Annotated in this window: 19 protein-coding genes; 15 read left to right on the top strand and 4 right to left on the bottom strand. The window is 61.9% G+C overall.

What is annotated here, in order from left to right; all coding sequences use genetic code 11:
- Nucleotides 1-4: 4 nt before the first annotated feature.
- Nucleotides 5-451 (bottom strand): RNA polymerase-binding protein DksA, encoded by a 447-nt coding sequence (gene dksA / locus APH34_RS25840; RefSeq protein WP_054903512.1) that lies wholly within the window; start codon nt 449-451, stop codon nt 5-7.
- A 210-nt stretch (nt 452-661) separates the two neighbouring features.
- Between dksA and APH34_RS25835 the strand changes: the two genes are divergently transcribed.
- Nucleotides 662-1,834: a pyridoxal phosphate-dependent aminotransferase gene (locus tag APH34_RS25835; protein ID WP_054903511.1), complete on the top strand. Its 1,173-nt coding sequence runs from the start codon at nt 662-664 to the stop codon at nt 1,832-1,834.
- On the top strand, nt 1,834-2,547 hold the full coding sequence (gene sfsA, locus APH34_RS25830; RefSeq protein ID WP_054903510.1) for a DNA/RNA nuclease SfsA: 714 nt from the start codon (nt 1,834-1,836) through the stop codon (nt 2,545-2,547). The genes APH34_RS25835 and sfsA overlap by 1 nt, the downstream gene beginning before the upstream one ends.
- On the opposite strand, the gene APH34_RS29005 is transcribed toward sfsA, so the two are convergent.
- Nucleotides 2,510-2,854 carry a Rieske (2Fe-2S) protein gene (locus tag APH34_RS29005; protein ID WP_082422892.1) on the bottom strand — a complete coding sequence of 115 codons (345 nt, stop codon included), beginning with the start codon at nt 2,852-2,854 and terminating at the stop codon, nt 2,510-2,512. The genes sfsA and APH34_RS29005 overlap by 38 nt on opposite strands.
- Nucleotides 2,855-3,002: 148 nt before the next feature.
- Between APH34_RS29005 and APH34_RS25820 the strand changes: the two genes are divergently transcribed.
- From APH34_RS25820 to APH34_RS25805, 4 genes are read left to right on the top strand one after another with little or no spacing between them, the layout of a single operon-like run.
- Nucleotides 3,003-3,887, top strand: coding sequence for a hemin ABC transporter substrate-binding protein (locus APH34_RS25820; protein ID WP_054903509.1), 885 nt, complete (start codon nt 3,003-3,005; stop codon nt 3,885-3,887).
- Nucleotides 3,884-4,921, top strand: a complete 1,038-nt coding sequence (locus APH34_RS25815) for an iron ABC transporter permease (RefSeq protein WP_054903508.1) — start codon at nt 3,884-3,886, stop codon at nt 4,919-4,921. Before APH34_RS25820 ends, APH34_RS25815 begins: the two co-directional genes overlap by 4 nt.
- Nucleotides 4,921-5,688 (top strand): heme ABC transporter ATP-binding protein, encoded by a 768-nt coding sequence (locus APH34_RS25810; protein WP_054903507.1) that lies wholly within the window; start codon nt 4,921-4,923, stop codon nt 5,686-5,688. Before APH34_RS25815 ends, APH34_RS25810 begins: the two co-directional genes overlap by 1 nt.
- Before the next feature lie 12 nt (nt 5,689-5,700).
- Nucleotides 5,701-6,588, top strand: a complete 888-nt coding sequence (locus APH34_RS25805) for a ChaN family lipoprotein (RefSeq protein WP_054903506.1) — start codon at nt 5,701-5,703, stop codon at nt 6,586-6,588.
- Nucleotides 6,589-6,749: 161 nt separating this feature from the next.
- Here the strand turns inward: APH34_RS25805 and APH34_RS25800 are convergent, their stop codons facing one another.
- A complete protein-coding gene (locus APH34_RS25800; protein ID WP_054903505.1) occupies nt 6,750-7,028 on the bottom strand; it encodes a TfoX/Sxy family protein in 279 nt (92 codons plus the stop codon).
- Between the two features lie 198 nt (nt 7,029-7,226).
- Nucleotides 7,227-8,789: a bifunctional aminoglycoside phosphotransferase/ATP-binding protein gene (locus APH34_RS25795; protein ID WP_054903504.1), complete on the bottom strand. Its 1,563-nt coding sequence runs from the start codon at nt 8,787-8,789 to the stop codon at nt 7,227-7,229.
- A gap of 117 nt (nt 8,790-8,906) precedes the next feature.
- Here APH34_RS25795 and mrcB point away from each other — a divergent pair, with 117 nt between their 5' ends.
- The 9 genes from mrcB (at nt 8,907) to msrQ (ending at nt 18,770) form a co-directional block, all read left to right on the top strand.
- Nucleotides 8,907-11,228: a penicillin-binding protein 1B gene (mrcB, locus tag APH34_RS25790; protein ID WP_054903503.1), complete on the top strand. Its 2,322-nt coding sequence runs from the start codon at nt 8,907-8,909 to the stop codon at nt 11,226-11,228.
- Between the two features lie 15 nt (nt 11,229-11,243).
- Complete coding sequence (locus tag APH34_RS25785) at nt 11,244-12,032, top strand: M48 family metallopeptidase (RefSeq protein WP_054903502.1); 789 nt, start codon at nt 11,244-11,246, stop codon at nt 12,030-12,032.
- Entirely contained in the window at nt 12,032-12,364 is a 333-nt protein-coding gene (locus APH34_RS25780) for a YqcC family protein (protein ID WP_054903501.1), read from the top strand. Before APH34_RS25785 ends, APH34_RS25780 begins: the two co-directional genes overlap by 1 nt.
- A gap of 407 nt (nt 12,365-12,771) precedes the next feature.
- Complete coding sequence (locus APH34_RS25775) at nt 12,772-14,496, top strand: acetolactate synthase 3 large subunit (protein ID WP_054903523.1); 1,725 nt, start codon at nt 12,772-12,774, stop codon at nt 14,494-14,496.
- A gap of 1 nt (nt 14,497) precedes the next feature.
- Nucleotides 14,498-14,989, top strand: a complete 492-nt coding sequence (gene ilvN, locus APH34_RS25770; RefSeq protein ID WP_003250040.1) for an acetolactate synthase small subunit — start codon at nt 14,498-14,500, stop codon at nt 14,987-14,989.
- A 55-nt stretch (nt 14,990-15,044) separates the two neighbouring features.
- Nucleotides 15,045-16,061 carry a ketol-acid reductoisomerase gene (gene ilvC, locus APH34_RS25765; RefSeq protein ID WP_054903500.1) on the top strand — a complete coding sequence of 339 codons (1,017 nt, stop codon included), beginning with the start codon at nt 15,045-15,047 and terminating at the stop codon, nt 16,059-16,061.
- A gap of 150 nt (nt 16,062-16,211) precedes the next feature.
- Nucleotides 16,212-17,063 (top strand): CDP-diacylglycerol--serine O-phosphatidyltransferase, encoded by an 852-nt coding sequence (gene pssA / locus APH34_RS25760; protein ID WP_016391826.1) that lies wholly within the window; start codon nt 16,212-16,214, stop codon nt 17,061-17,063.
- 79 nt (nt 17,064-17,142) lie between these two features.
- On the top strand, nt 17,143-18,156 hold the full coding sequence (gene msrP / locus APH34_RS25755) for a protein-methionine-sulfoxide reductase catalytic subunit MsrP (protein ID WP_054903499.1): 1,014 nt from the start codon (nt 17,143-17,145) through the stop codon (nt 18,154-18,156).
- Nucleotides 18,156-18,770 (top strand): protein-methionine-sulfoxide reductase heme-binding subunit MsrQ, encoded by a 615-nt coding sequence (msrQ, locus tag APH34_RS25750; RefSeq protein ID WP_054903498.1) that lies wholly within the window; start codon nt 18,156-18,158, stop codon nt 18,768-18,770. The genes msrP and msrQ overlap by 1 nt, the downstream gene beginning before the upstream one ends.
- The last annotated feature ends 119 nt before the right edge of the window (nt 18,771-18,889 follow it).

The following is an 18,889-nucleotide window of genomic DNA, read 5'->3' as shown; positions in this document are numbered from 1 at the left end:
AAGATCAGCCTTTGCCGACCGTCTTTTCCTTTTTCTCCGCAAGTTCCTTGCAGTCGAAGCACAGGTCCGCAGTCGGGCGGGCTTCCAGGCGGCGCAGGCCGATTTCGATGCCGCAGGATTCGCACCAGCCGTACTCTTCGTCCTGGATAAGCTGCAAGGTTTTATCAATTTTCTTGATCAGCTTGCGCTCGCGATCGCGGCTGCGCAGTTCCAGCGCGAACTCTTCTTCCTGGCTTGCACGGTCCGCCGGGTCGGCGAAGTTGGCCGCTTCTTCCTTCATGTGGTCTACAGTTTTGTCGACCCCCTCCATGAGCTCTTTCTTCCAGGCGTTCAGGATGTTGCTGAAGTGGGCTCGCATGGGGGCACCCATGTATTCCTCACCCTTGGTTTCCTTGTAAGGGTCGACGCCAAAAAGCTTTTGACTGGATTTTTGCTTTTCTAGGGTGGACATGAATAGACCGCCTCTCACTCATCTGATCCTATGCGCAGGCTGCTCCATCTCCGGCACCCGCCGGCCCTGCGACTGCGAGCCGCCGAACTTACCAGATAGATCGGGGGTGCGCTACCCCGCCCGATCCTAGGTGTTGACAGCGCCATCAAGCACACGTTCGCTGCCGTGCAAAGGTAGAATCAACAGTTTAGACCCAATTGAGAGAAGGTCATGGCCCACCCCTACAGTGCGCGAAGCCGCGCCATCGAACCCTTCCACGTCATGGCGTTGCTGGCGCGTGCCAACGAGCTGCAGGCGGCCGGCCACGACGTGATCCACCTGGAAATCGGCGAACCGGACTTCACCACCGCCGCGCCGATTGTCGAGGCAGGCCAGGCCGCGCTGACGGCCGGGCATACCCGATATACGGCAGCGCGTGGCTTGCCTGCGTTGCGCGAGGCAATCGCAGGGTTCTATGCCCAGCGGTATGGCGTAACGGTCGACCCTGGACGCATCCTCATCACGCCAGGCGGCTCCGGGGCACTGCTGCTGGCCACCAGCCTGCTGGTAGACCCGGGCAAGCACTGGTTGCTGGCGGACCCAGGCTACCCGTGCAACCGCCATTTCCTGCGCCTGGTCGAAGGTGGGGCACAGCTGGTCCCGGTGGGCCCTGAGGTGAGCTACCAACTGACCGCCGAACTGGTTGATCGCCACTGGGATCAGGACACTGTCGGAGCCCTGGTCGCCTCACCGGCCAACCCGACCGGCACGGTGCTCAGCCGCGATGATTTGGCCAGCCTGTCCAAGGCTACGCGGGAGCGCAACGGCCACCTGGTGGTGGATGAGATCTACCACGGGCTGACCTACGGTATGGACGCACCCAGCGTGCTGGAGGTGGATGACTCGGCGTTCGTTCTTAATAGTTTTTCCAAGTATTTCGGCATGACGGGTTGGCGGCTCGGTTGGTTGGTGGCGCCACCCGAGGCCGTGGCCGACCTGGAGAAGCTGGCGCAGAACCTCTATATCAGTGCCCCGAGCATGGCTCAACATGCCGCCCTGGCCTGTTTCGAGCCAGGCACCCTGGCCATTTTCGAACAACGCCGCGCCGAGTTTGCGCGCCGTCGGGATTACCTGCTGCCGGCGTTGCGTGAGCTGGGCTTCCGCATCGCGGTGGAACCGCAGGGCGCATTCTATTTATATGCTGACATCAGTGCCTTTGGCGGTGATGCCTTTGCATTCTGTCAGCACTTTCTGGAAACCGAGCACCTGGCCTTCACCCCTGGCCTGGATTTTGGTCGCCATCTGGCGGGTCATCATGTGCGCTTTGCCTACACCCAGAGCCTGCCGCGCCTGGAAGAGGCAGTACAGCGCATCGCCCGTGGCCTGCAGAGCTGGCGAGGCTGATGGTGTTCTTTCCTCTGCTCGAACAAGGGCGGCTGCTGCGCCGCTACAAGCGCTTTCTGGCCGACGTCGAACTGGCCAGTGGCGAGCAACTGACCATTCACTGCCCCAATACAGGGTCGATGCTCAACTGCATGCGCGAGGGTGGGCAGGTCTGGTTCAGCCGTTCCAACGACCCTAAGCGCAAGCTGCCTGGCACCTGGGAAATCAGCGAAACACCCCAGGGCCGCCTGGCCTGCATCAATACTGGACGGGCCAATGCGCTGGTCGAAGAAGCATTGCGTGCCGGGGTGATCCGCGAGCTGGCTGGCTTCACTGCCCTCAAGCGTGAAGTGGCCTACGGCGAGGAAAGCAGCCGTATCGATTTTCGCCTGGAGTTCGCTGACGGGCCGGCTTATGTCGAAGTCAAAAGCGTGACCCTGGGCTATCCGGATACGGCCGTGGCCGCCTTTCCGGACGCGGTGACCCAGCGTGGCGCGAAGCACCTGCGTGAGTTGGCGGCCCTGGCCCGTCGGGGCGTCCGTGCGGTGCAGCTGTACTGCGTGAACCTTACGGGTATCGAGGCGGTGCGCCCGGCCGAAGAAATTGACGCGGCCTACGCGACCGCGCTGCGTGCCGCTGTGGCAGACGGGGTAGAGGTGCTGGCATACGGCGCACGGCTGGATGCCGAGCAGATCGTCATCGACCGTCCGCTTCCGGTGCTGCTGGGTCCTTGAGCCAGATGCCCTGGCTGTCCTCCAGGCATGTCAGGGCCTGCAGTGCCTCGCCTTCGCAGGGGCCGGCAACGCACTCGCCGCTTTCGATCAAAAATAGAGCCCCATGATGCGCGCAATGGATAAGGCTGGCGCTGTCGTCGAGAAAGGCGTCCGCCGCCCAGTGCAGGGGGATGCCCCGGTGCGGGCAGCGGTTGCGATAAAGGTGCACCTGGCCCTGGCGACGCACGCCGAACAGTTCGACGCCGTCTACGCTGAAGGCGCGGCTGTGGCCCTCGGCCAGCGCCGCGGAAGGACAAAGAAAGTGCATAACTCAGCTGACTCGTGAAACAACAGGATGGCTTGACGCGTCAATGCGAATAATTATCAAATTGCCCGCATTGGCTGCGCCGAGCGTCTATGGTGCGCAGTTCCGCCGCTGGCCACAAGGCTTGCGGCCAGCCTTCAGAAGGAATCCGATGATGCGCCGTCCTACTGCCGTGCTCGCCTTGTGTGCAGCCCTCGTTGCTTCCACCCAGGCGCTGGCCGCCGACCTGCCACAGCGCTGGGTCAGTGCCGGTGGCGCCTTGAGCGAGTGGATCAGCGCGCTGGGCGGGGAGCCACGCCTGGTGGGGGTCGACACCACCAGCCAGCACCCCGAATCGCTGAAGGCGTTGCCAAGCATCGGCTATCAACGGCAACTGTCGGCCGAAGGCATCCTCAGCCTGCGCCCGGATGTGCTGGTGGGTACCGAAGAAATGGGGCCGCCACCGGTGCTGGCGCAGATTCGCAACGCCGGGGTTCGCGTGGAGTTGTTCTCGAGCAAGGCAGAGCTGGCGGCCGTCGATGAAAACCTCGAGCACCTGGGGGCATTGCTCGGTGCCGAACAGCAAGCCGCTCAACTGGCGGCCCACTATCATCAGCAACTCGATGCGCTGCAAGACAAGGTCAAGCAGGCCCAGGCAGGCCACCAGGCACCCGGTGTGCTGCTGCTGGTCGGCCACGCTGGCGCGAAACCCATGATTGCCGGCCAGGGCACCGCGGGGGACTGGGTGCTGCGCCAGGCCGGGGCCCGTAACCTGGCTGAACACCAGGGGTACAAGAACTTTTCCACTGAGGCATTGGCGGCGCTGGACCCGGATGTCGTGGTGTTTTCCGACCGCGCGTTGGACGGTGAGCAGGCCTTGCAGGCGCTGCTCAAGGAAAACCCCGCCCTGGCCGCGTCCCGCGCGGTCCGCACCAAGCGTCTGGTAACACTTGACCCCACGCTGCTGGTGGGCGGCCTTGGCCCTCGTTTGCCGGTCGCCTTGCAAGGCCTGGCCGCAGCGTTTTATCCGGCGGCCAAGGTCAGCCTCTCACAATGAAGCAACGCATTCAGCCGCGTACGTTGTTTGTGGGCTTGAGCCTGCTGTGCCTATTGGCAGTATGGCTGTCGCTGGCGCTGGGGCCGGTCAGCCTGCCTTTGCTCGATACCCTGCGCGCGGGCTTGCGGCTGTTGGGGTTGCCCATCGCCGCTGATGGCCTGGAGCAGGCCGAAATGATCCTTGGCCAGATCCGCTTGCCCCGTACCCTGCTGGGCTTGGCCGTGGGGGCGGTGCTGGCGCTGTCGGGCGTGGCGATGCAGGGGTTGTTTCGCAACCCGTTGGCCGACCCAGGCCTGGTGGGCGTGGCCAGTGGCGCCGCGCTGGGGGCTGCGGTGGCGATCGTCGGTGGCAGCTGGTGGGGGGGCATTGCGGACTGGTTCGCGCCCTACCTGCTGTCGGTCTGCGCCTTTATCGGCGGGCTGGGCGTTACCGCGCTGGTGTATCGGTTGGGGCGTCGCGATGGCCAGACCAATGTTGCCACCATGCTGCTTGCCGGTATCGCATTGACTGCGCTGGGCGGTTCGGCGGTGGGGTTGTTCACTTACCTGGCTGATGACGCCACGCTGCGCACATTGACCTTCTGGAACCTGGGTAGCCTTAACGGCGCCAGCTACCAGCGATTGTGGCCGTTGTTGCTGGTGGTGGCGGGCGTAGCCTTGTGGTTGCCCCGTCGGGCCCAAGCGCTCAACGCCTTGCTTCTTGGCGAGTCGGAGGCGCGGCACCTGGGCGTTGAAGTGGAGCGGCTCAAGCGCGAACTGGTGTTCTGTACGGCGCTGGGCGTAGGCGCGGCGGTGGCAGCGGCGGGCCTTATCGGTTTCGTCGGCCTGATAGTGCCGCACCTGGTGCGCCTGCTGGCCGGCCCTGATCACCGGGTTCTGCTGCCAGCGTCACTGCTGGCCGGCGGTACACTGTTGCTGTTCGCCGACCTGGTGGCGCGGCTTGCCCTGGCGCCGGCAGAGTTGCCGATCGGGATCGTCACCGCCTTCATTGGCGCGCCGTTTTTCCTGTTTCTACTGGTGAGGGGCCGCGGCTGATGCTCAAGGTCGAAGGGCTGCATCTGCGTCGTGGTACCACCGAGGTGCTGCACGATATTCATCTCGACCTGCTGCCAGGGGAGGTACTTGGCGTGCTGGGGCCCAATGGTGCGGGCAAGAGCAGCTTACTTGCGGCCCTGTGTGGCGAGCTATTACCCAGCCAGGGGCGCGTGACCCTGCAGGGCAGGGCGTTGGGTGACTGGTCGGGCCAGGCACGGGCGCAACGCCTGGCGGTGCTGCCGCAGGTGTCCAGCCTGGGCTTCGCCTTTCGGGTGGAAGAAGTGGTCGGCATGGGCCGTCTGCCCCACGGCACTGGCCAGCACCGTGATCAGGAGGTTGTCGAAGCCGCGCTGCGCGCCGCTGACGCCTGGCACCTGGTCGAACGCAGTTACCTGGCATTGTCCGGTGGCGAGCGGCAAAGGGTTCACCTGGCCAGGGTACTGGCCCAATTGTGGCCGGGGGAGCAGGGGACTACCTTGCTGCTCGATGAGCCGACCTCGATGCTCGACCCATTGCACCAGCACACCACCCTGCAGGCGGTGCGCAGCTTCGCCGATCAGGGCGCGGCAGTGCTGGTGATCCTGCATGACCTGAACCTTGCGGCGCGCTACTGTGACCGAATCCTGCTTCTGCAAGACGGCCGCTGCCATGCTCTTGCTGCACCGCAGCAGGTGCTGAACCCAGCGGCGCTCAAGGCCGTGTTTGGCATCGACGTGCTGGTGCAGGCGCACCCGGAGCGCGGCCATCCGCTGATCATCACCCGCTAGGAGGCATTGTTCATGCGTCATCCATTGCTGTCCGGCTCGCTGCTGTGCCTGGTGCTGGCGCTGGGTGGCTGCCAGGCAAGCTTGCCCCCGTTACCCGCCTGGCAGAGCAGCGAGGGGCGTGACCGTGTGGAGCTGGGGCAGGTCCGCGATCTGGCCAGCGGCGAGGTCATCTCCGCTGAGCAACTGGTCTTACGCCTGGCGGAGGTGCCGCGCGTGGTGGTCGGCGAGAAACATGACAACCCCGATCATCATGCCTTGCAACTGTGGTTGCTGCGTGCCTTGCAGGCCCAGCGCACGCAAGGCAGTCTGCTGTTGGAGATGTTGCAGCCCGAGCAACAGGCGCGGGTTGATACCCTCGAAAGGCAGCGGCCGCTGCCGCAGGATCTGCCCACCGCGTTGGGCTGGCAGAATGGCTGGGACTGGCAACTGTACGGCCCGATTGTGCACGAAGCGCTGCACCACCGTGTACCGCTGCTGGCCGCCAACCTGTCATTGGCCGAGGTACGGGCCACTTATCGACAGCCGGTACCGCTGGCCGGGGTACAGTCGAACGCGCCTGCGGTGAAAGCTGCCTTGCTCGAGCAGGTCAGGGCCGGGCACTGCGGCCTGCTACCCGAAAGCCAGTTGCCAGCCATGTTGGCAGTTCAGCAGCATCGGGACCGGCGAATAGCCGAGCGGCTGCTGGCTGCCCCTCAGCCGGCGTTGCTGTTCACCGGGGCGTACCATGCGCGCAAAGACCTGGGCGTGCCGTTGCACCTGGCCGACTTGGGGGCGAAGGGACAGAGCAAGGTGCTGTTGTTCGCCGAGGTAGGGGAACAGGTCGAGCCGGGGATGGCTGATTACGTCTGGTATACAGCGGCGATGCCGGAGCAGGACTATTGCGCTCAGTTACGCAAGTAAAAAAAAGACCCGGCAAAGAGCCGGGTCAATAACCGTGATTAGCCTGATGAGGAGATAATCTGAGAGTCCGAACCAGGGGCTTTCAGTTTATCCAACCAGTCTCGCGACCAGTTGCGATAATCATAACGATTCTCATTTCGACGTCAATCCCCTTTCTGCGTTTATTTCATATTTTTTTGCGTAGGGCTTTTCGCATCGAGCTGTTGATTGAGCGCTTGCTTGCGTTCGGCAGGTAAATCGTTCCAGTGCATGTCCAGCAGCGCCCCTTCAATCGCGTACAACAACACCTTCGATGCTCGGAAACCTCGTGTCTTTACTGCCTGGTAGGCGCCCACCGCGCCCAGGCGACGCAAATCCGATGCGCTATGGATGCCGACCGCATGCAACCACTGCGCGGAGGTCTTGCCAAGATTCTTCAGGTGCTGCAATTCATCGTTCATCGAGCCTCCTTGCGATGGCTGAACGGGTCATGGGGATAAATCGCGAGCAGGTCAGAGAGGAGTGTAGCGGGGGATGGAAAATGCGCGGCCTTTTGCCATCGGGGGCGACGAGATGCCCTGTTTGCGCGGGGAGGTACCGTGCATGCGGGCCTGCACAGGTGTGACCTGTGCAGGCCCGCTAGGGGCAATGCCGCGGGCTTACAGGCCAGGCAAGCGTTGACGGATCTGCTCGATCACCTGGTTCATGTTGTTGGCATCTTGTGTATCAACCCGGGTGGCGTGCTGCTGTTCGGTCTCGTCGAGTGGCTCACGGGTGGCCTGCTGCGCCTTGACCACTTCCAGGGTGGCATCCGATGGATCGGCGTTTTCCGCCTGGCGCTGTGCCAGCCAGCTGGCAATCACTGCCTCGGGGGCGTGGCAGTCGAGGATCAGTAACGGCACGCCGGTTTCGCTGGCAACACCTGATGCAGCCTGGCGCTGGTCGCGCTTGAGGTACGTGGCGTCGAGCACCACCGGGAACCCGGCGCGCAGAATGGTCGCGGCCAGCTGGTGCAGGCGTTCATAGGTGGCAGCACTGGCATCCTGGCCATAGATGCCGGCCTGCAGTTGGCCAACGTCTGCCTGCGGCTGTTCACCGAACAGGCGCTTGCGCTCTACATCCGAACGTACCCTCACGGCGCCGAGCGCTTCGACCAGGCGCATGGCCACGTGGCTCTTGCCGACAGCCGAAACCCCCTGGGTGATGGCCAGCAGGCGCGAAGGGATGGCGCTGTAGCTTTCCGCCAGGTTGGCATAGTTGCGGTAGGTGCGCAGGGTGGTGGCGCGCTGGATGCCATCGGCATCGGCCGGCATGCTGAACAGCGCCACCTTGGCCCGCACCAGCGCACGATAGGCTTTGTAGAAATTGAGCACTTCCAGGCCTTCATAGTCGCCGGTCAGTTCCAGGTACTGGCTGATGAAGCGGCGTGCCAGGCACTTGAGGCCGCGGTCTTCCAGGTCCATGGCGAGGAACCCGGTGTCGGCCCAGACGTCGGTCATGCGGAACGGTTCGTTGAACTCGATGCAGTCGAAGATCACCACTTTGCCATCGATCAAGGTGGCGTTGCCCAAATGAATGTCACCGTGGCATTCGCGGGTGAAACCATTGGCCTTACGCGCCTCGAAGAGGCCTTTGAGGCGCTCGAAACTGCTCTGGGCCCAAGCCTGCAGGTTGTCCAACTGCTGCAGGTCGGCCTTGTCGCTGAGGAAGGGACGGATCTGTTCGAAGTTCTGCTCCACCGGGGCCATGACGCTTTCAGCTGAGCCATGAGGCTGGTCCGCGCGAACCTTGGGCGTCTGCAGGTGGAACTCGGCAATCTGCCGCGCCATCTGGTCGATGTGGCTGGCGTTGAGCTCCCCGTTGGCTTGCAGGGTGCTGAGCATCTGACCCTGGGGGAATTGGCGCATCTTCAACGCGTACTCGATCACTTCGCCGTCGCCGCCCAGTTGCGGTGCTTGAGCTGTGCCGGTGATCGGCAGGACTTCCAGGTACAGGCCTTCGGTCAGGCGCTGGTTAAGCCGCAACTCTTCGTTGCAAAAATGCTCGCGCTGATCCAGCGCGGTGAAGTCGAGAAAGCCAAAGTTCATCGGCTTCTTGATCTTGTAGGCGTACTCACCGGTCAGCAGAACCCAGGAGATGTGCGTCTCGATGAGCTGGAACCCGTCCACGGGGTGAGGGTAGAGGGCAGGGTTCTGCAAGGCGTTGATCAAGGCTTGGCTCACGGGAAATCCTTCCGGGGGCAGGGAATTCGAAAGCGCCATTATGGTCAATGGTGCCGCCCCTGCATACCGCCAGAGGGCGCCTGCCCAGCCTTTACAAAGTGCGTATAATCCGCCGCCATGACTCGAACCCGAAATTCCCGTACCCCTCAGAAACGCCCGACCGGCCGCTCGCGCGCCTGGCTGGGCTGGGCATTGAAGCTCAGCCTGGTCGGCCTGGTGATCGTCGCCGGCTTCGCGGTTTACCTCGATGCCGTCGTGCAGGAGAAGTTCTCCGGCAAGCGCTGGACCATCCCAGCCAAGGTGTATGCCCGGCCGCTGGAGCTGTTCGTCGGCCAGAAGCTGAGCAAAAGCGACTTCCTCACCGAGCTCGACGCACTCGGCTATCGGCGTGAAAGCGCAGCCAATGGCCCGGGCGCTGCGGCCGTCAACGGCAATACCGTTGACCTGAACACCCGCGGCTTCCAGTTCTACGAGGGCATGGAGCCTGCGCAGTTCGTGCGGGTACGCTTCTCTGGCGACTACGTTGCCGGCCTGTCGGGCGCCAACGGTGGCAAGCTCGACGTGGTCCGCCTGGAGCCGCTGATGATCGGCGGCATCTACCCGAAGAACCTTGAAGACCGCATCCTGATCAAGATCGACCAGGTGCCGCCGTACCTGCTCGAAACCTTGGTGGCCACCGAAGATCGCGATTTCTACAGCCACTTCGGGGTGTCGCCCAAGTCCATCGCCCGTGCGATATGGGTCAACACCTCGGCCGGGTCGATGCGCCAGGGGGGCAGTACCCTGACCCAGCAGTTGGTAAAGAACTTCTACCTGACCAGCGAGCGCAGCCTGAGCCGCAAGCTGACTGAAGCGATGATGGCCGTATTGCTGGAAATGCATTACGACAAGCGCGAAATCCTGGAGGCCTACCTCAACGAGGTGTTTGTCGGCCAGGATGGTCAGCGCGCCGTGCATGGCTTCGGCCTGGCCAGCCAGTTCTTCTTCAGTCAGCCGCTGTCGGAGCTCAAGCTGCACCAGATCGCCTTGCTGGTAGGGATGGTCAAGGGGCCTTCCTACTACAACCCGCGTCGTTATCCGGAGCGCGCCCTGGCCCGCCGCAACCTGGTGCTCGACCTGGTGGCCGAGCAGGGGGTGGCCAGCCAGGCCGTTGTAGACGCTGCGAAGAAGATGCCGCTGGGTGTGACCACGCGTGGCAGCCTGGCCGACAGCTCGTTCCCGGCCTTCCTCGACCTGGTCAAGCGCCAGCTGCGCCAGGACTACCGCGACGAAGACTTGACCGAGGAGGGCCTGCGCATCTTCACCAGTTTCGACCCGATTCTGCAGATGAAGGCCGAAACCTCGATGAACGAAACCTTCAAACGCCTGGCCGGGCGCAAAGGCGCTGATGCGGTCGAGTCGGCGATGGTCGTGACCAACCCGGAAACCGGTGAGGTGCAGGCCCTGATCGGCAGCCGGCAGTCGGGCTTTGCTGGCTTCAACCGCGCCATCGATGCCGTGCGGCCCATTGGCTCGCTGGTCAAGCCAGCCGTTTACCTGACCGCACTGGAGCAACCGAGCAAGTACACGCTGACCACGTGGGTGCAGGACGAGGCATTCTCGGTCAAAGGGGCTGACGGTCAGGTGTGGCGCCCGCAGAACTATGACCGTCGCCCGCATGGCACGATCTACCTCTACCAGGGCCTGGCCAACTCCTACAACCTGTCGACGGCCAAGCTCGGCCTGGAGGTGGGTGTGCCGAATGTGATCAAGACGATCGGTCGACTGGGAGTGAAAGTCGATTGGCCAGCCTTCCCGGCAATGCTGCTGGGTGCCGGTGGGATGTCGCCGATTCAGGTGGCGACCATGTACCAGACCATCGCCAACGGCGGCTTCAATACCCCGATGCGCGGCATCCGCAGTGTGCTGACCGCCGAAGGCGAGCCGCTCAAGCGCTACCCCTTCCAGATCCAGCAGACCTTCGACCCGGGTTCCATTTATCTGGTGCAGAACGCCATGCAGCGGGTGATGCGTGAAGGTACGGGGCGTTCGGTGTACAACACGTTGCCGAGCTCGCTGACCCTGGCGGGCAAGACCGGTACCAGCAACGACTCGCGTGACAGTTGGTTCTCCGGCTTCAGCCAGGACCTGCTGGCCGTGGTATGGATGGGCCGCGATGATAATGGCAAGACCCCGTTCACCGGTGCCACCGGCGCTCTGCAGGTGTGGACCAGCTTCATGAAGAAGGCCGACCCGCTGCCGCTGGACATGCCGCAACCGGACAACGTGGTGCAGGCCTGGATCGATCCGTACAGTGGCCGCGGTTCTGACGGAAGCTGTCCGGGAGCGGTGCAGATGCCGTATATTCGCGGCAGCGAACCGCCCGCTGGCGCGACCTGTGGCGGCGAGCAGAATCCGGCAGAATCGGTCATGGACTGGGTCAAAGGCTGGATGAATTAAGCACTGGCTGCATTGATGAGGTGTGAATTGAATAAGTGGCTGTTTCCTGCCGTGACGGCACTGGTGGTGCTTCAGGGTTGCTCCAGTGTGCCGCGTGGCAACATTCCGGTGGTGGACTCGAGCACGCGTGTGTCCAACAGTGAGCGTGTTACGGCCAACCGCTCGGCGGCTGGCATGAGCAACGGCACCTCGCAGGCGCAGTCGCTGCCTGAGGACTCCGGCGTGACCGTGATGATCCCGCAAGGGGCGGGTGCCGCGGGCATCCAGACCTTCCCGGCAGGCAACGGTGCCGCGCCGATCAGTACGACGCCGATCACCACCGGGCCGGGCAATTCCGCACCGATGACCACCAACCCGAATCCAATTGCCGACGAGCCGTTCGACATCGCCTCGATGAACAGCGCCCCAGCCACCAACAGCGCGCCAACCGGTATCCCGCGCAGCGGCGGATCCTCCGGTGGCCTGTCGGCCGACGAACAGCTTGATGGCCCGGTGCTGGCGTTGTTGACCACCGCCCAGTCGCAACAAGGCAGCGGTGACTTCAACGGCGCTGCGTCGAGCCTGGAGCGCGCCCAGCGTATCGCCCCGCGTGAACCGCAGGTTTTGTTCCGCCTTGCCCAGGTGCGCCTGTCGCAAGGTGATGCCGCGCAGGCCGAGCAATTGGCCCGCCGTGCTTTGACTTATGCCAATGGCCGCCCCGACCTGCAGGCTGAGTTGTGGAACACCATCGCCCAGGCCCGCGAAAAGCAGGGTGACAGCGCAGGTGCTGCATTGGCGCGGCAAAAGGCACGGGTCAGCTCCTGATGATCGAGCAACGTATCCTGGACATCGCCGACCACCTGCTGCTGATCGAACGTGAGCTGCAGGTGCAGGGCTGGTGGGACGACGAGGCGCCAACCGATGAGGCATTGGCCAGTACAGTGCCCTTTGCGGTGGACACCTTGAGTTTCGAGCAGTGGCTGCAGTGGATTTTCCTGCCACGCATGAAGCTCATTATCGAGCTGGGCCACCCGTTGCCCAATGCGTCGGGCATCCTGGTCATGGCTGAGACGGTGTTCGTCGATCGCCCGGAACAAAGTCGCGCGCTACGCCGCCTGCTAGCAGAGTTCGATCAATTGATCGCTCCTTCCGCCTGATTTCCTCTCTTTTTCCTTCAAGGGCCGCAGATTGTGGCCCTTTTTTGTGGAAATCTTATAATTCCTGCTGCTGACTAGGTTTTTAGTGGTGGCGAGAATTCATCTTGAGGAAAAATTGGCAATAATTTTTCTTGACTTGTAGCCGCCAAATCACAAGAATCCAGATTCCGCTGTAGAGGGACTGCCAGAAGCAGACCCGCTAAGCAGATCATGAGGCGCACACCCGCGCCGACCTGTTACACCCCGCAACGCGTTACCTCGCGCTGGGTGGGAAAACCCCGCAACACTCTGGGGTGCTCCCAATACTTGCTCAGTCAGTGCTGACGTTCGCTCATGCTCTGCTTGGCAGTAAACCTATTAAGACCCGCCCGGGTGGGCGGTATTCTGGCGTTTTAGAGGTGAACAACGTGGAGCTTTTATCTGGCGCTGAGATGGTCGTCCGCTTTTTGCGTGACGAAGGCGTTAAGCACATCTACGGGTACCCTGGTGGTGCTCTCCTGCATGTTTACGACGCCCTGTTCAAGGAACCGGAAGTCGAGCACATCCTGGTTCGTCACGAGCAGGCGGCTACCCATATGGCGGACGGCTACGCTCGCGCTACCGGCAAGGCCGGCGTGGTGCTGGTAACCTCCGGCCCGGGCGCAACCAACGCCATCACCGGCATTGCCACCGCCTACATGGACTCGATCCCGATGGTCATCCTGTCTGGCCAGGTGCCTAGCACCATGGTCGGTACCGATGCCTTCCAGGAAACTGACATGATCGGTATCTCGCGGCCGATCGTGAAGCACAGCTTCATGATCAAACATGCCACCGAGATTCCGGAAGTTCTGAAAAAAGCCTTCTACCTGGCGCAATCCGGCCGTCCGGGCCCGGTCGTGGTCGACATTCCAAAAGATATGACCAACCCGGCCGAGAAGTTCGAGTACGTCTATCCGAAGAAGGTCAAGCTGCGTTCCTACAGCCCAGCGGTGCGCGGCCACTCCGGCCAGATCCGCAAGGCCGCCGAAATGCTGCTGGCTGCCAAGCGTCCAATCGTCTACGCAGGCGGTGGCGTGATCCTGGGCGGTGGCTCCGAAGCCCTGACCGAGATCGCCAAATCGCTGAACCTGCCGGTGACCAATACCCTCATGGGGCTTGGTGGCTTCCCGGGCACCGACCGCCAGTTCCTCGGTATGCTCGGTATGCACGGCAGCTTCACCGCCAACATGGCCATGCACAATGCCGACGTGATCTTCGCCGTTGGTGCGCGCTTCGATGACCGCGTGGTCAACGGCCCGGCCAAGTTCTGCCCGAACGCCAAGATCATCCACATCGACATCGACCCGGCGTCGATCTCGAAGATGATCAAGGCCGATGTTCCGATCGTCGGCCCAGTCGACAGCGTGCTCAGCGAAATGCTCGGCATCCTCAAGGAAATCGGCGAGCAGCCTGACAAGGTGGCGCTCGATGCCTGGTGGAAGCAGATCGACGAATGGCGTGGCAATGGCGACCTGTTCCCCTATGACCGGGGCGACGGCAATGTCATCAAGCCACAGACCGTGATCGAAACCCTCTGCGAAGTGACCAAGGGTGATGCCTTCGTTACCTCAGACGTGGGTCAGCACCAGATGTTTGCGGCGCAGTATTACCGCTTCAACAAGCCTAACCGCTGGATCAACTCCGGTGGCCTGGGCACCATGGGCTTCGGTTTCCCGGCGGCCATGGGCGTCAAGCTCAACTTCCCGGATCAGGACGTGGCCTGTGTCACTGGCGAAGGCAGTATCCAGATGAACATCCAGGAACTGTCCACCTGCATGCAGTACGGCCTGCCGGTCAAGATCGTCAACCTGAACAACGGCGTGCTGGGCATGGTCCGTCAGTGGCAGGACATGGCCTACAACGGCCGTCACTCGCACTCTTATGTCGAGTCGCTGCCTGACTTCATCAAGCTGGCCGAGGCCTATGGCCATGTGGGTATCCGCATCACCAGCCTGAAGGACCTCAAGCCCAAGCTGGAAGAAGCGTTCGCGATGAAGGACCGTCTGGTGTTCATCGACATCGCGGTTGACCGTACCGAGCACGTCTATCCGATGCAGATCAAGGATGGCTCGATGCGTGATATGTGGCTGAGCAAGACGGAGCGTACCTGATATGCGGCACATCATTTCCCTGCTGCTGGAAAACGAACCCGGTGCGTTGTCCCGTGTGGTCGGCCTGTTCTCCCAGCGCAACTACAACATTGAAAGCCTGACCGTGGCACCGACCGAAGACCCGACCCTGTCGCGTCTGACGCTGACCACCGTTGGCCATGACGAAGTGATCGAACAGATCACCAAGAACCTCAACAAGCTGGTCGAAGTGGTCAAGCTTGTGGACCTGTCGGAAAGCGCTCATATCGAGCGCGAACTGATGCTGGTCAAGGTCAAGGCCACCGGTGCCCAGCGTGCCGAGATCAAGCGCACCACGGATATCTTCCGTGGCCAGATCGTCGATGTGACCGCCAGCGTGTATACCGTGCAGCTGAGCGGCACCAGCGACAAACTGGACAGCTTCATCCAGGCGATCGGCACCGCATCGATTCTCGAAACCGTGCGCAGTGGCGTTACCGGCATTGCCCGTGGCGACAAAGTGCTCAGCATCTAAATTCAAAAATTAGCGATGGCTCCGCAGGGGCCGAGATATAACCAGGGGTATTTTCATGAAAGTTTTCTACGATAAAGACTGCGACCTTTCCATCATCCAGGGTAAGAAAGTCGCCATCATCGGTTACGGCTCCCAGGGCCACGCTCAAGCGTGCAACCTGAAGGACTCCGGTGTAGATGTCACCATCGGTCTGCGTAAAGGTTCGGCCACCGTTGCCAAGGCAGAAGCCCATGGCCTGAAAGTGACCGACGTTGCCTCTGCCGTCGCTGCTGCCGACCTGGTCATGATCCTGACCCCGGACGAGTTCCAGGGCCAGCTGTACAAGAACGAAATCGAGCCGAACATCAAGAAAGGCGCCACCCTGGCCTTCTCCCACGGCTTCGCGATCCATTACAACCAGGTCGTTCCGCGTGCCGATCTCGACGTGATCATGATCGCGCCGAAGGCCCCGGGCCACACCGTTCGCTCCGAGTTCGTCAAAGGCGGTGGTATCCCTGACCTGATCGCTATCTACCAAGACGCCTCCGGCAATGCCAAGAACGTCGCCCTGTCCTACGCCTCGGGCGTGGGTGGCGGCCGTACCGGCATTATCGAAACCACCTTCAAGGACGAGACCGAAACCGACCTGTTCGGTGAGCAGGCTGTTCTGTGCGGCGGTACGGTCGAACTGGTCAAAGCCGGTTTCGAAACCCTGGTCGAAGCAGGCTACGCGCCAGAAATGGCCTACTTCGAGTGCCTGCACGAACTCAAGCTGATCGTTGACCTCATGTACGAAGGCGGTATCGCCAACATGAACTACTCGATCTCCAACAACGCCGAATACGGTGAGTACGTCACCGGCCCGGAAGTCATCAACGAAGAATCCCGCAAGGCCATGCGCAACGCTCTGAAGCGCATCCAGGACGGTGAGTACGCGAAGATGTTCATCTCCGAAGGTGCCACCAACTACCCATCGATGACCGCCAAGCGCCGCAACAACGCCGCTCATGGCATCGAAATCATCGGCGAGCAGCTGCGCTCGATGATGCCGTGGATCTCGGCTAACAAAATCGTCGACAAGACCAAGAACTAAGTCTTATCGAAAGATGAAAAACGCGGCTTCGGCCGCGTTTTTTCGTTCTGGCAGTCAGCTTCTGGTATAAAGCAGACCAGTGGCCTGCCGTCAGAACCTGTTTCGCGGGCCCGTGTCGAACATTTTCCATCCTGTTGCAAGGTACCCTCCATGAGCGAACGTCCCGAAGAGCCGAACAAGCCCTCCGACGCCGAAAGCCTGCTACCTGTCGATGAGCACGTTGAAGAAGGGCATGACGCCGAAGGGCGCAAGGTGCGCCATCGCGGCATCTACCTGCTGCCCAACCTGTTTACCACCGCCAACCTGTTTGCCGGTTTCTACTCCATCATCAGCTCGATGAGCGCGCAGAGCGCCCTGAGCGCAGGCGACCCACGCGAGGCGAGCAAGTACTTCGCCTTCGCCGCCATCGCCATCTTCGTTGCCATGGTGCTTGACGGCCTTGACGGTCGTGTTGCCCGTATGACCAACACCCAGAGCGCCTTCGGTGCCGAGTACGACTCGCTGTCGGACATGGTTGCCTTCGGCGTGGCGCCTGCCCTGCTGGCGTTCGGCTGGGCGCTGGGTGACATGGGCAAGGTCGGCTGGATGGTCGCCTTCATCTATGTAGCCGGTGCTGCGCTGCGCCTGGCGCGCTTCAACACCCAGGTCGGTACTGCCGACAAGCGCTATTTCATCGGCCTCGCCAGCCCGGCTGCTGCCGGTGTCGTGGCCGGTACCGTGTGGGCGTTCAGCGACTATGGCATCCAGGGCTCCAAGCTGTCGTTCCTGGTGGCGCTGCTGGTGGCTGCCGCCGGCATGCTGATGGTCAGCAACATCAAGTACAACAGCTTCAAGGAGCTTGACCTCAAGGGCCGTGTGCCGTTCGTGGCGATCCTGGCGGTGGTGCTGGTGTTTGCCGTGGTATTCAGCGACCCGCCACGCATCCTGCTGTTGATCTTCCTCGCCTACGCGGCATCGGGGCCCATCCAGTACCTGCTGCGTGGCCGTCGACGCAAAGCGTGATAAAGATTTAATGGTGGAATAACCCTCCGGCTCCATAGTCTTACTGGTACATCCGTTATCCAGTGCTGTGGAGCCGTCCATGCTCATCAAGCTACCCAGGTCGTCCGATTGCAAAGCATCGGAGATCACACCCGAAGGCATCTATCTTTCACGCCGAACCTTGCTAAGTGGCTCCCTGGCCGGGATTGCCCTGGGCGCATTGCCGACCCTGGGGTATGCAGCCGAGGCCAGCCGTTACGCCGATGTCGAGGCGGGCGCTGCGCCAGGCTGGTTCACTGACAAGCTTGCCGCCACACGCTGGCAGGCGGTCACCGTCAAGGACGAGGCGATCACACCGTTCAAGGATGCCACCCACTACAACAACTTCTATGAGTTCGGGCCTGACAAAGGCGACCCGGCGGCCAATGGCGCTAGCCTGAAGACCGAGCCGTGGTCTGTGGTGATCGATGGTGAGGTCGGTAAGCCTGGGCGTTATGCCCTGGAAGACTTCGTCAAACCCTACCAGCTCGAGGAGCGTATCTACCGCTTGCGCTGCGTCGAAGCGTGGTCGATGGTCATACCGTGGCTCGGCTTCCCGTTGGCGCAAGTGCTCAAACAGGTCGAGCCGACGTCGAAAGCGCGTTATGTACGGTTCGAGACCTTGAAGGACCCGGCGCACATGCCAGGGCAACGTTCTGGCTTTGCCTTGATCGACTGGCCGTATAGAGAAGGGCTGCGCCTGGATGAGGCGATGCACCCGTTGGCCATCCTGGCGGTAGGGATGTATGGCCGTGAATTGGCCAACCAGAATGGCGCGCCGCTGCGTTTGGTGGTGCCTTGGAAATACGGGTTCAAGAGTATCAAGTCGATTGTGCGCATCAGTTTGGTGGCCGAGCAACCGCAAACGACCTGGGAAGGGCTGGCGCCGGATGAGTATGGTTTCTATGCGAACGTGAACCCTGAAGTCGACCACCCACGCTGGAGCCAGGCACGTGAGCGGCGTCTGCCCAGCGGCCTGTTCAGCCCCAACGTGCGGCAGACGCAGATGTTCAATGGTTACGCCGATGAGGTGGCGTCGCTGTATACCGGGCTCGACCTGCGGAAGAACTACTGATGCGCTATCCCTGGTTGCGCCTGGCCATCTTTGTAGTGGGTTGCCTGTTCCCTGTGTGGTGGTTGTACGAGGCTGCGATGGGCCTCCTGGGGCCGGACCCAGGAAAGATCATGATGGACCGCGTCGGGTTGGGCGCGCTCACTTTTTTGCTGGTGACACTGAGCATGACGCCCCTGCAGCGGTTGACGGGGTGGTCGGGCTGGATCGTGGTGCGCCGGCAACTTGGGTTGTGGTGCTTTGCCTTTATCGTGATGCATATCCTCTGCTACCTGTTCTTCATCCTCGGGTTGGATTGGGGGCAGTTGACCGTAGAGTTGCGCAAGCGTCCCTACATAATTGTGGGCGCGCTGGGCTTCCTTGGCTTGTTGGCCTTGGCGGTGACATCCAATCGCTATAGCCAGCGCAAGTTGGGGGCGCGTTGGAAGAAACTGCATAAGCTGGTGTACGTGATTCTCGGGCTGGGGTTGCTGCACTTTTTGTGGATCGTTCGCTCCGATCTGCGGGAGTGGGCAATCTATGCGGGGATCGCTGGCTTACTCATGGTGTTGCGGATTCCAGCGGTGGCACGGCGCGTGCCGCGAATCATCGGGCGTAGGGGCAGGGCGGTTTCGTAGCGGCTTGTCTTTCATTGTGCTCGGCGATGGGGCCGCCTTGATGGGGTCGTTTCCGTAAATGTTTCAAATAAATGAAATTAAGCCTTGACCTGCCTTCGAATCCCCTTGTAATGCGCCTC

Source organism: Pseudomonas sp. NBRC 111131, assembly GCF_001320525.1.
Classification (GTDB): Bacteria; Pseudomonadota; Gammaproteobacteria; order Pseudomonadales; family Pseudomonadaceae; genus Aquipseudomonas; species Aquipseudomonas ceruminis.
This window is presented reverse-complemented; position numbering and strand designations above follow the sequence as displayed.

Coding starts and splice junctions, on each gene's coding strand:
- dksA (WP_054903512.1), bottom strand. CDS start 451: ATGTCCACCCTAGAAAAGCAAAAATCCAGTCAAAAGCTTTTTGGCGTC.
- APH34_RS25835 (WP_054903511.1), top strand. CDS start 662: ATGGCCCACCCCTACAGTGCGCGAAGCCGCGCCATCGAACCCTTCCAC.
- sfsA (WP_054903510.1), top strand. CDS start 1,834: ATGGTGTTCTTTCCTCTGCTCGAACAAGGGCGGCTGCTGCGCCGCTAC.
- APH34_RS29005 (WP_082422892.1), bottom strand. CDS start 2,854: ATGCACTTTCTTTGTCCTTCCGCGGCGCTGGCCGAGGGCCACAGCCGC.
- APH34_RS25820 (WP_054903509.1), top strand. CDS start 3,003: ATGATGCGCCGTCCTACTGCCGTGCTCGCCTTGTGTGCAGCCCTCGTT.
- APH34_RS25815 (WP_054903508.1), top strand. CDS start 3,884: ATGAAGCAACGCATTCAGCCGCGTACGTTGTTTGTGGGCTTGAGCCTG.
- APH34_RS25810 (WP_054903507.1), top strand. CDS start 4,921: ATGCTCAAGGTCGAAGGGCTGCATCTGCGTCGTGGTACCACCGAGGTG.
- APH34_RS25805 (WP_054903506.1), top strand. CDS start 5,701: ATGCGTCATCCATTGCTGTCCGGCTCGCTGCTGTGCCTGGTGCTGGCG.
- APH34_RS25800 (WP_054903505.1), bottom strand. CDS start 7,028: ATGAACGATGAATTGCAGCACCTGAAGAATCTTGGCAAGACCTCCGCG.
- mrcB (WP_054903503.1), top strand. CDS start 8,907: ATGACTCGAACCCGAAATTCCCGTACCCCTCAGAAACGCCCGACCGGC.
- APH34_RS25785 (WP_054903502.1), top strand. CDS start 11,244: ATGAGGTGTGAATTGAATAAGTGGCTGTTTCCTGCCGTGACGGCACTG.
- APH34_RS25780 (WP_054903501.1), top strand. CDS start 12,032: ATGATCGAGCAACGTATCCTGGACATCGCCGACCACCTGCTGCTGATC.
- ilvN (WP_003250040.1), top strand. CDS start 14,498: ATGCGGCACATCATTTCCCTGCTGCTGGAAAACGAACCCGGTGCGTTG.
- ilvC (WP_054903500.1), top strand. CDS start 15,045: ATGAAAGTTTTCTACGATAAAGACTGCGACCTTTCCATCATCCAGGGT.
- pssA (WP_016391826.1), top strand. CDS start 16,212: ATGAGCGAACGTCCCGAAGAGCCGAACAAGCCCTCCGACGCCGAAAGC.
- msrP (WP_054903499.1), top strand. CDS start 17,143: ATGCTCATCAAGCTACCCAGGTCGTCCGATTGCAAAGCATCGGAGATC.
- msrQ (WP_054903498.1), top strand. CDS start 18,156: ATGCGCTATCCCTGGTTGCGCCTGGCCATCTTTGTAGTGGGTTGCCTG.